The sequence below is a fragment of the Pirellulales bacterium genome, from assembly GCA_036490175.1.
In the GTDB taxonomy this organism is placed as follows: Bacteria; Planctomycetota; Planctomycetia; order Pirellulales; family JACPPG01; genus JACPPG01.
Window position 1 is genome coordinate 1 of record DASXEJ010000234.1, and the last position, 10,699, is coordinate 10,699.

Annotated in this window: 10 protein-coding genes; 5 read left to right on the forward strand and 5 right to left on the reverse strand. The window is 58.7% G+C overall.

All coding sequences use genetic code 11. The features are described from left to right. Together VGG64_17210 and VGG64_17215 are read left to right on the forward strand one after the other, a co-directional pair. Positions 1–1,443: efflux RND transporter permease subunit (locus tag VGG64_17210; protein HEY1601344.1), on the forward strand; the 1,443-nt coding region annotated here is incomplete at its 5' end. 531 nt (positions 1,444–1,974) lie between these two features. Further along, positions 1,975–3,855: a porin gene (locus tag VGG64_17215; protein ID HEY1601345.1), complete on the forward strand. Its 1,881-nt coding sequence runs from the start codon at positions 1,975–1,977 to the stop codon at positions 3,853–3,855. Positions 3,856–4,142: 287 nt separating this feature from the next. Here VGG64_17215 and VGG64_17220 read toward each other — a convergent pair whose 3' ends face one another. Further along, entirely contained in the window at positions 4,143–4,292 is a 150-nt protein-coding gene (locus tag VGG64_17220) for a hypothetical protein (GenBank protein HEY1601346.1), read from the reverse strand. 643 nt (positions 4,293–4,935) lie between these two features. Here VGG64_17220 and VGG64_17225 point away from each other — a divergent pair. Next, on the forward strand, positions 4,936–6,546 hold the full coding sequence (locus VGG64_17225) for a porin (protein ID HEY1601347.1): 1,611 nt from the start codon (positions 4,936–4,938) through the stop codon (positions 6,544–6,546). 526 nt (positions 6,547–7,072) lie between these two features. Here the strand turns inward: VGG64_17225 and VGG64_17230 are convergent. Beyond that, a complete protein-coding gene (locus tag VGG64_17230) occupies positions 7,073–7,654 on the reverse strand; it encodes a hypothetical protein (protein ID HEY1601348.1) in 582 nt (193 codons plus the stop codon). Positions 7,655–8,012: 358 nt separating this feature from the next. Here VGG64_17230 and VGG64_17235 point away from each other — a divergent pair, with 358 nt between their 5' ends. Both VGG64_17235 and VGG64_17240 read left to right on the forward strand, forming a co-directional pair. After that, positions 8,013–8,150 (forward strand): hypothetical protein, encoded by a 138-nt coding sequence (locus tag VGG64_17235; protein ID HEY1601349.1) that lies wholly within the window; start codon positions 8,013–8,015, stop codon positions 8,148–8,150. A 63-nt stretch (positions 8,151–8,213) separates the two neighbouring features. Next, positions 8,214–8,501 (forward strand): hypothetical protein, encoded by a 288-nt coding sequence (locus tag VGG64_17240; GenBank protein HEY1601350.1) that lies wholly within the window; start codon positions 8,214–8,216, stop codon positions 8,499–8,501. A gap of 59 nt (positions 8,502–8,560) precedes the next feature. On the opposite strand, the gene VGG64_17245 is transcribed toward VGG64_17240, so the two are convergent. From VGG64_17245 to VGG64_17255, 3 genes are all read right to left on the reverse strand, one after another. Next, a complete protein-coding gene (locus tag VGG64_17245) occupies positions 8,561–8,932 on the reverse strand; it encodes a hypothetical protein (GenBank protein HEY1601351.1) in 372 nt (123 codons plus the stop codon). A gap of 71 nt (positions 8,933–9,003) precedes the next feature. Next, positions 9,004–9,369 (reverse strand): hypothetical protein, encoded by a 366-nt coding sequence (locus tag VGG64_17250; GenBank protein ID HEY1601352.1) that lies wholly within the window; start codon positions 9,367–9,369, stop codon positions 9,004–9,006. A gap of 4 nt (positions 9,370–9,373) precedes the next feature. Continuing rightward, on the reverse strand, positions 9,374–10,174 hold the full coding sequence (locus VGG64_17255) for a hypothetical protein (GenBank protein ID HEY1601353.1): 801 nt from the start codon (positions 10,172–10,174) through the stop codon (positions 9,374–9,376). Positions 10,175–10,699 lie beyond the last annotated feature (525 nt).

Below are 10,699 nucleotides of genomic sequence, written 5' to 3' on the forward strand. Positions count from 1 at the left end.
GAGAACTTGGGCGAAGATCTTACGACGATTATCAGCGAGTTGGGGGTGGTGGCCGACTGGTCCTCGGCCTATACGCCGAACTCGGGCCCCATGGATGCCGTGGTCAAGGTGCAGTTGACAGAGCATCGGCATCACTCGGCGCAGGATTATGTACACAAGCTGCGTACCACCTTTGCCGGTGACAAGCGCTTCTCCGATCTGGAATTCGCCTTCGATTCTGGCGGCATGATCCGCGGCGCCATGAACGAAGGAAAATCGACGCCGCTCAATGTGCGCATTAAAGCCAAGAACCAGCAAAAGGCACGCGCCGTGGCCGAGGCGATTCAGCGCGAGATCCAACCGATCGAGGGCGTCGTCGATACGCGCATCATCCAGCGGCTCGACTATCCCGAGTACATTCTTGACGTCGATCGAGCAAAAGCGGCCGACCTGGGGCTATCCCAGGGGGATGTGATGAAAAATGTGATCGCCGCCTTGAATTCGAGCATCCAGTTCAATAAGAAGAACTTTTGGATCGATCCAATCAGCGCCAATCAATACTACGTAGGCGTGCAGTACCCCGAAGGAGATATTCTGTCGATTGATACGCTGCTTGATATTCCCATCACCAGTCCGGTGCAGAACCAGGCCATTCCGCTGCGGAATATCGTCTCGTTGCGGCGAACGAGCGTGCCCACGGAAGTGACCCATGCGAATTTGCAGCCGGCGATCGATTTGACGATGGGTGTGTATGGCCGCGACCTGGGGCACGTCGCTGACGATGTGGCAAAGGTCGTCGCCAAGTTCGGTACGCCGTTACCCGATGGCGGATGGCGGCCATTCGATCCCACATCGGCCGAGCATAAGCTGATGGGAGGGAGCCGCATCGAGCTGTCCGGCGAATACTCGCGCATGCAGGACACATTTCGCAGCCTGGGATTGGGACTGATTCTGGCCACGCTCTTGATTTATTTCCTGATGGCTGGGCTTTTCAAAGCCTACATCACTCCGCTGGTGATTCTCTCGGCCGTGCCGATTGGCGTGGTGGGGGTTATTCTGATTCTGTTCCTGACGGGCACGGCCTTGAACGTGCAGTCGTTGTTGGGAGTCATTTTCATGGTGGGCATCGTGGTCTCGAACACGGTGCTGCTTGTGGATTTCGCGCAGAACTTGCGCATCGCCGAGAAACTGTCGCCGACCGAGGCGATTCGCAAGGCGGCGTCGGTACGCGTGCGCCCGGTCGTCATGACGGCGCTGGCGGCATTCTTCGCCCTGGTGCCCATGGCACTGGCGCTGGAGCGCGGTAGCGAAGCGAATGCACCGCTGGGACGGGCGGTCATCGGCGGACTTCTGGCAGGCCTGGTAACGACGTTGTTTGTCGTGCCGGCCCTCTACTCGTTGCTGGTTCGCGACCCGAAGGAGCCGCTGCCCGAGCACGGATCGGCCGAACCAGTCTCGGCTTGACGGAGCACGCGCGCCGCGACCGTTTGCCGGTTGGCCGGCCTGCGATCATTTCCGCCGAGGTTGCATGCATCGATGGCGTCACAGAGATGACGCGGCCATCAGCGACCGAACGGGTCTTTAATGGCCATTTTGTAAGGGGTCGTGCGGCTTAACCCCCATGCAGGTGCAGCACAGGAAGGAAAACTCCTGTTGCGGGCTGCATTACCAATCAGTAATATCCCGCACCTTCTACCTCTCTGGCGAATACCGCCTCTTATCACTTTGCGATCCGGTGCGCGCTAAACCGCGGGCAGGAAGCAATTGCTTCCGTTGCGCACGCGCTTGCGCGCTGGATCAAGAGGAGCGGCAATGCGTGTTTGCGCGCCTACCGCGAATTCGTGCGTCGCATCTTCCGCATGGAAGAGCGGTGCGCCCATTCGTATCGGCGGCCAGGCACGCGGCGCTTTAACAGTTCGACTCCGAGCTGCAAGGCGCGCCATACCTTGGATACTGTGCGCGGCGCTAGTCTACTTACAGGGCGGCACGGTTGTATTGGCTGACGGCACGGTTCCACAGGATTGGGCCAACGCGTCCGCTCCCGCACAATATTACGTATCAGCTCGACAGCCGATCGGGCCACCTGGCGGTGCGCCCGCGTACACGCCCGGCGCCCAGCCGCCCCAGAGTAATTACAATCCGGCGGCCTACTCGAATGCGGCAGCCGTCAATCCGCCCGCGCAAATGGGCGCGCCGCCTCCGCAGTCGCAATATCAGGGCTACTATCAAGGGGCGCCTTCCAACAATTACGCGGTCGCGCAGGCGCAGGTTCCTGCCGCCGCGCCGCTACCGGCTCCGTCAGACTTATCTTCGCCGGCAGCGCGCATCGAGGCGCTCGAGGCCAAGGTAATGGCGCTGCAAGCGCAACAACAGCAGCCCGCCCAGCGTGAGACACTATCCGGCACGAGCGAAGGCACGGATTCCACGCCCGAGAATCAGGGTGCGCCGACCGGTACGCCCGAATCGACGCCCCAGGGCTACGTCGTCGGTAATGAAACGAAGATGCTACCCCGCTGGGACAACGGCCTGATCATCGAATCCAAAAACAAGGATTTCATTATTCGAGTGGGCGGCCGCACGCAGATCGATACGAATTTCTTTGGTGCCAGCCCCGATGTGAGAGATACGCCGATCGCTGACGGGGGCGTCGGTCCGGTTAACGACTCGACCCAATTCCGGCGAGCACGTCTGCGCATCGAAGGCACGATGTGGGAAGTCATCGGATGGGTAGCTGAGTACGACTTCGCCAACTTGGCCAACGCTTCGAACATACCGGGCAATCCCCCTGGATTCCCCTCGAACTTACAAGGGCCGCCTGGCCAGGGTCCCTTGGTTGCCGTTCCCGAGTTTACCGACGTTTATATGACGATAACGAAAATGCCGATCGGCAACTTTCGCGTCGGCAATTTCAAAGAGCCCATCGGGCTAGAGCACTTGACCAGTAGTCGTTGGCTCGACTTCATGGAACGGTCGTACAACCAGGACCTTTTCTATGGTCCGTTCAACAATGGTTTTATGCCCGGCACAATGCTTTTCAACTGGCGGGAGGACGAGCGCGCCACATGGGCATTGTGGGCCGGTCCGAATCAGAGCAACCTCTTTGGCTATCACATCGGCAACGACTTTGCCGGCACGGCCCGCATGACTTTTTTACCGTTCTATGACGAGGCCTCTCAGGGACGCTATTTGTTTCATATGGGTGGGTCGGCAAGCATTCGTCGGCCCGACCAACTGCAAGACAGATTCCGCGCCCGCGGCAATCTTCGCAGCGGTCCTCCCAGCACGGTGAATCCCAACTATTTGGAAACTGGCGCCTTCGCTGCCAATTGCCAGGAAGAACTGAACGGCGAGTTGCTGACGATTTGGGGTCCGTGGGAGATACAGGCCGAGTATCTTGGCACCTGGTTGCAAAACGCCCGACAGGATGCCTACAACACGTCGCTACCTCCGGCACAGGCCGCGCTGCTGCCCGCCACGTCGAACGGCCAAACCGTATACTTCCAAGGCACGTACGTCGAGGCTCTTTATTTTCTGACAGGCGAGAGCCGTCCGTACGATCGCCGCGCCGGCGTGCCGACGCGCATCATTCCTAACTCGAACTTCTTTTGGGTGCGCACGGACAAGGGGACAAGGCTGGGCATGGGAGCCTGGCAAGTCGCAACGCGCTATAGCTTCTCGGATCTGAACAGCTTCAACGGTGGCGGCAACGGCATCAATGGCGGCATGCTCAATGCCGCCACGTTGGGTCTGAACTGGTTTCTCAATCCCAACGTCAAATTCCAGTTCAACCTCGACTACACGCACCGTAGTCAGGTTGCTGCCGCCGGTCCCGGCAATATCAAGAGCGCGGGCGTACGCATGGCGATGGACTTCTAATCGCCCGATGGTGAGAGTCGGCCATTGCCGACGACACACACTCGATGGCAATACGCGCAGCGACGCTGCCCAGGTAAGACGCGCTCATTCTCCTTTGCGGACCGCCCCCGAGGCTAGCGCCACAGCGAAGTGCCGGCAGCCAGTTTCCCATGCTGCGAATCAGGGGCAGTAATGGCAGCCGGGCCACGTTTCTCGCCGTGCGCCAACGCAGTCTCGCCCGTGGGATCTGAGTCTGCGGTCACTCTCGGAGGGATTCCCTCCAGCAATCACATGCGCGAGTTGACGACTCAGTCAGAGTAGAGGTGCGCGGCGTCTTCCTCTTGGGGATCGCGCAAGCGCGGATAGCTATCGCCGGGTTTGCCGACCGTGGCGCAGCCAATATCGCATGCGCTTAGGAGCAGCAAAAACACCAGCAGCCACCGCGTACTACGGGTCATGTAAAGCGTCTCCAGAGAACATTCGCGCGACAGCCTTGTACCAACTCTCCGGTGACCTCGCAACGCAGAGTTTCTGCCGTCTCTGCAATACGCAATGCCATAAGTCGCCAAGCTCCAGCGCCCTGTTTTGATTGCCATCGAGAGTGAAGCATCGGGGTCTTGCGGCGCGCGGCGGGCATGCTAGCAGGCCGACGAGTCGACCTGGCGGCCTAGGTAAGGCGTAGCGATCGTTTCAGCTTTAACAGCGCGCCGGACGATACTCCGACATGGCGCGTTCTACGAACGCAGCCCTGTGGCGAGTTTCAGCGGGGGTGGCGAGCGTTCGCGCTCGCCTGGCAATATGCTCGGCGACTCATCAACATCGGGCGCAAGCTCTGGTGTGGGCTCGACGTTGCGCCGTTGGCGCGATGTGTGGCCACGCTGGACGGTGGCTGCGCGCGAATGGATGTTTCGTGCCAGCATTGCTTGTACTTGTGTGCTGTGCTTTCTGCGTGTCGCGCTCCCTGCAGAGCCGCCGCAAAATAATTCTGCGGGTTCGACAACAATCCTGTTAGCTGGCCGCACCGGCGTCGCGGGGGCGCCGGGGACGGACGTATCGCCGCAAGATCTCGATGCCGTAAGTGCGTCGAACGCGACGTTACCGATGATGCCCTATATACAACGATTTCCCCCCGTCGCGGCGGGCAACGCAACGGCCAGCACCAGTCCGTCGGTGCGACCGCTTGAGGCGATATCTCCTGCAGCCCGCATCGCGGCGCTCGAAGCCAAGGTCGCTGAACTGGAGCAAGTGCAGGCCGGCACGCCCACCTCGATCGAACAACTGCCGGCGCCAGAATCGTCGGGCAATGCCCCGCCGCTGCCACCCGACTCTTACGTGTTGGGCAATGAGTTCCCGATGTTCCCGCGCTGGTTCAACGGATTCGTCTTTGAATCACCGGGCCAGGATTTCATCGTGCGTGTCGGCGGACGCTTGCAGGCCGACACAGGGTTCTTCGGCCAAAGCCCTGGGCTGACGAATACTCCCATCGCGGACGGAGGCGTGGGGCCGAACAATGATTCCACCGAGTTCCGTCGCGCGCGCGTGCGAATCGACGGAGTGATGTATCGGTTCATCGGCTGGGCCGCCGAAGTGGATTTTGCCACGATGGCCAATGCCCGCAATATTCTCGGCAATCCGCCTGGTTTTCCTTCCAACGTGCAAGGGCCGCCGAACCAAGGGCCATTGGTCGTTTCGCCGTCGATCACCGACATGTTCGTCACGATTACCGAGATGCCGATCGGCAATTTCCGTGCAGGCAATTTCAAAGAACCGCTGGGCCTGGAACATCTCACTAGCGACCGCTGGCTGGATTTCATGGAACGTTCCTACAACATGGACGCGTTCTATGGGCCGTTCAACAATGGCTTCTCGCCCGGCATCATGCTTTTCGACTGGACAGAGGATCTGCGTTCGACCTGGGCATTGTGGTGTGGCCCCAACAATTCGAATCCTTTCGCCTATCACATCGGTAACCAATTCGCCGGCACTGTCCGGGGGACGTACCTGCCGTACTACGACGAGATCTCGCAAGGGCGATACTTGATTCACCTGGGAACTTCGGGAAGCATCCGCCGGCCCGATCAGAATCAGGACGAGCTTTTCACTCGTGGCAATATTCGCAGCGGACCTCCTAGCACTGCCAATCCGCTGTATGCCGATACCGGTAGCTTTGCGACGTCATGCCAGGAAATGGTCAATCTCGAAGTGCTCGGGATCTGGGGGCCTTGGACGTTTCAGTCCGAATACCTGGCCACGTTCCTGCAGAATGCACGACAGAACCCGTTCAACTCGGCACTGCCGCCGGCGCAGATCAATCTGCCGCCGGCAGGTTCGCCGGGAAACAGCGTGTTCTTCCAGGGCACTTACGTCGAGGCCCTGTATTTCTTGACCGGAGAGAGCCGGCCCTACGATCGCCGCGAAGGTCTGCCGATGCGCATCGTGCCGAATCGCAACTTCTATATGAACCACGCTAACGGCGGAAACCCCGTCGGCTGGGGAGCGCTTCAGGTCGGAGCGCGTTACAGCTATTTAGACCTCAACAGTAACGGAATCAACGGTGGGCAGCTGAACAGCTTCACTCTGGGCATCAATTGGTTTCTCAACCCCAACATGAAGTTCCAATTCAACTACGACTACACGGCGCGAGGGGCGGTGGCAGCGGCCGCCGCCGGAACGATCAACAGCGGCGGCATGCGGTTGGCCTTGGACTTCTGAGCACGCCCAGCGGCGAGCTATCCGGCTGCGGATCGCGCGAATGTCCTCGACGGGTTGCCGAGTAGTCTTGCCGGCGCTTACGAGGAGTACAGCTGAGAGACGGGCGTCGCTTCCGGATCTTGTAGACGGGGATGCGGTACGCCCGGACGATCGTTGCTGCGGCAGCCCACGGCCATTGCAGCCAGCAAGGCCAACAGAAGGGTTCGCACGAGCATAGCCATCCGCTGATCCCGGCGGCCGAAGCGTTGTGGTCGATATCTACCGAGTCTGCATGCCATTACAGATAATCTCGGATCGCTGCCAATGGTGCCTTGCGTCCAAATGCCACAAGTCCGGCCGTGGTCGGATGCACTGGATGGAGGAAGGCCGTCGGGCCAACGTCACGTCTTGGGAAGCTTGCCAACAACTGTTGGCCGATGCACGTGGCGCCAACACGCCCTGTGATTGCGCCCTTGCCCCCCAGGCGCTGCGAGTCGTGTATTTTGAGAGGTAGAGTCGCTCGCGAGTCCGTACTCCGCCTCAGCGGCTATTTGCGGACAAACAAACGGTCGACGAGGCGGCTGCTAGCTACCGTGGTCGTGGAAGCCGGTACAACAGGTGCATCAATCGGCGGCAACTCACCCGGATCGGCGATAGCATTGGTTCCTTCCTGCCCGGCCATAGCAATCGCGGCCGCGCGATCCGCCGCGGACGGATATGTTGTGCGATGAGCGCAATGGCCACACCGGGCGCAAACCTCTTCGACGACGCATTTGTAGCTGGGCACTTCCTTGTCCTTCTTACCGACGACCAGGTTGGCCCTCGTGCGTACCTTTCCGCAGGTCGGCTTGTAGACGATCTTGTAGCCGTTGTGGCAGCCCGCATGACACCCTTCCGGGCAGCAGCAGGGCACCTTGCACTTAACGCTCGGGCCGGGCAGGCAGAAGTCCTCGCACACGACGGAATAGACCGGCGTTGACACCTTCTTGGTTTCGCAAACTAACCGGCAAACCTTTCTGGTGCAGGGCTGGCATCCGCAACCTGTGCAACAAGATGGTTTCGCGGCATGCAACGGTACGCCGGAGGACGCCAGCAACAGGGCAACCGGCAGCAGTAGGAATTGCCTCATGAAAAACTCCCGTGCGCGATTGCGCAATCGCAATTGGTTTTCTGCGGCCAGGGCCTTCGGCAAGCTCGCCTTTCCGCATCACAACTGCCCAAGATGGGACAGCCTTCTCTTGTTGCATCGACTTTAGGGCCTTAGTACTGCCGCGCGACACGTTTTAAGCGCGTCTTCCTCCACAAATTGCGCAGACCAACATCCTCGGCTGCTGACCATTGGGAATTTGGACGTTCTGCGCTGAGTCCCCGGCAGATGCCACTGCGCGCAAGGCAAAATCGGGGGGATCCTGGCGGCCGGAAAGGATTGCAACACATCGGCACCTGTTTACGCCATTAGGCTTAACCCCCTATTGGAGATTAATGCGATGCCCAAGCGACATAGCGACCAGTTGCGCGAGATGAAGAGCGTGCAATTCAAACCACCCCACATAGCGACCGATTTTGCCCGGTTCGTGAAAGAGAGCTTGCTGCCAGCATACGGATCAACAGACGCAAGAGAGTAACGAAGCAAAGAGTAGCCGCGGCATTGCTGCATAACTTGGTCATGGCGGGCAAGGTGCATCGATGTGTACGCGACACCCGCGACACGCACAAAGCGGGTGTGGACCAAGAGCACGATGATGACGCGCGAGAAGAAACCCACCTACACGAGGAGCGCCAAAACGGCCAAGACGAAAAAGCCGTTCTCACAAGGCGAGTTGATAAACGCCAAGCTGGGCAGCAAGCCGATAACCGCGGACAAAATCGTCGCAGCCACGAAGTTGCCCCGCAAGAGAGTGCTAAGCCACCTGAACTGGCTTCGGAACAAGAAAGAGATCACTGAGACGCCAAAAGGATTCGTTTTGGCGAAGTAACCCGGCTCGATTCGCCCCGCCAGCGGGGTAGTGGGGGATTAGCGTGTGCAGGATCAGATTCACTCAGTTATAACTTCCGCCTCGGGAAAGAGTGATTGTGCCTGCTCGCGATTGGCCGCATATGCCATTCGCGGCAGGATAACGTATTGGCTCGGCGTGTCTCCCAGCCAGCGTCGCCAAAATGCTACTGAGGCGTCGGGAAAAAGCACCAGCCTCCCAGTAGCGTCAAAATGAAACCGCCCATTGCTGCCCGGCGACAATTGCTCGTGCGGCGAGATGCTTCGGCAATCGTGTTCGACGAGAAATGAGGCGCGCGAGCGGATGTATTTCATCTCCCACCCAAGCCAGGCGGCAAACAGGGTCACCGCCGCGAACATCGTCCGCAGGCTGAAGCGGAACCAGCGGCGGCGGGTGGGGGGCGTTGTGCTCATGTCGCTAGTTTACAGAATGCAAAAGGCTTCTTGCTGGCGCCCTAAATAGCCGCTTCGACGCGCGGCGACAACTAGTGATCCATTCGGGCACAGAATTGAGCCTCAGGAAATGCCAGCCTTGCTTTTTTGAGTTCGGCATAGCTCGCGCTCGTTTTTAGCCTAACGAATCCGACCGGTTCGTCACCAAGCCATTCTCGCCAAACAGGAATGCGACACTCTGTCACCATCCCTAGCGACGTTAGTAGCAATTTGCTTTCGCTTTGTTCGCTGGGATACACTCTGCCACCAGATTCCGCGATTCGTTGTCGAATTGCCTGCCGCTCGCGGACAATATGCAACTCCCACCCCAGCCAGACGGCCAGCACCGTCACCAGTACAAACAACGTACTCAGGCCAAACTGGAACCAGCGGCGCCGGGTGGTGGGAGATTGGGTCATGGACTTAAGGATAAACAATGGTCGCACTCGGCAGAGCAGTCCGTAATCGCCCGACACCCTCCGGGGTGACGTCTGTTGAAATTAGGACGAGCCAACGCATCTTCTTAAGGCTGTGAAGCTGGTCTAAACCGGCATCCGTAACGTGCGTAGCTGACAAGTCCATCCACTCAAGTTCGGTCAACGCTCCCAAGCGTTCGACGCCCACGTCCGAAATCGCGGTATTCGCCAATTGCAAGAGCCATAGGTTCCTGTGGCAAACAACGAATTGAATGAGCTGGCGATCATCCAGGGTAGTGCTATGAAGATTCAATTCACGCAGACGGGGTAGTGGCCTCAAGGCTTGGAACATTTCGTCGGTCACCGTCGTCTTCGGATGATGAAAGGGGTCGGCACTCGCCACTTGGGGAAACTGCACGCACTCCACACTTCGCACTTGGGCAATCAATTGAAGGTCATTCACGGTCATCGCAGTTTTTTTGACACGCATGAAATCTACGGCAACTAAGTTGTGGACGTGATCGGTCCCCAGCCACGATGCCAGAGCACTTACTTGAGCATCTTGGACTTCCGCGTAAAAAGAAGTACCAACGCCAAGCGGTTTTCTTTGGTAGTCGTATGTCACATGCCCACCGAGGTCCGTAACTCTGGCAATTGCAGCACGCTGCCGATTGACGTTCGCCGTGTGCCAGGCAAGAGCAATCGCGATTGCTGTAACGATAACCAGTCCGGTGCGAAGGCCAAACTGGAACCAGCGGCGGCGGTTCTTGGGTACCGGTCGTGAATTACGGTTCTGACACGTCGACAACTTTGGCCTCCGGGAATGCCATTCGCAGACGGTCTGCATGCGACTCGAAAAACTCCTGCGGTTCGCCATCAATCCGATGAATGATGAAGAAGTCCCTGGGTCGTTCGCCAAGCAAAACTAATGCGAGCCGCAGCGGTGAAATCGCGATGACATCTCCAACGTCGACCTTGCCCTCCTGAGGAGCATGAACAAGAGCCCACGCCTCTACTTGGCTCCGATAGCCTGTTACACCTAGATGTAAGCAGAACCATAGAACGATGATGGCTACCACTGTAGCCCATGCCCATAGCCCGAACTGGAACCGGCGGCGACGGGTAGGAGGCGTTGTGTCCATATCGCCAGTTTACTGAAAGCGACAGGCAATGACAAAGAAATGCCGCAGTCAGTAGACAGAATGGTTGGGACCAGTCGCTCACGTTTGACGTGGGTTACGCTGGAGTTGCGTTTACAATGCGCAGAGCCACCACGGAGGACTGGTCCCATGAAAAAGCTAGTATACGTCGGTTTGGATGTCCATCGGGATAC

What these genes read in the sequence shown, in the direction of transcription:
- VGG64_17250 (HEY1601352.1), bottom strand. Translation starts at nt 9,369, where the DNA reads ATGACCCAATCTCCCACCACCCGGCGCCGCTGGTTCCAGTTTGGCCTG.
- VGG64_17230 (HEY1601348.1), bottom strand. Translation starts at nt 7,654, where the DNA reads ATGAGGCAATTCCTACTGCTGCCGGTTGCCCTGTTGCTGGCGTCCTCC.
- VGG64_17225 (HEY1601347.1), top strand. Translation starts at nt 4,936, where the DNA reads ATGATGCCCTATATACAACGATTTCCCCCCGTCGCGGCGGGCAACGCA.
- VGG64_17245 (HEY1601351.1), bottom strand. Translation starts at nt 8,932, where the DNA reads ATGAGCACAACGCCCCCCACCCGCCGCCGCTGGTTCCGCTTCAGCCTG.
- VGG64_17220 (HEY1601346.1), bottom strand. Translation starts at nt 4,292, where the DNA reads ATGACCCGTAGTACGCGGTGGCTGCTGGTGTTTTTGCTGCTCCTAAGC.
- VGG64_17235 (HEY1601349.1), top strand. Translation starts at nt 8,013, where the DNA reads ATGCCCAAGCGACATAGCGACCAGTTGCGCGAGATGAAGAGCGTGCAA.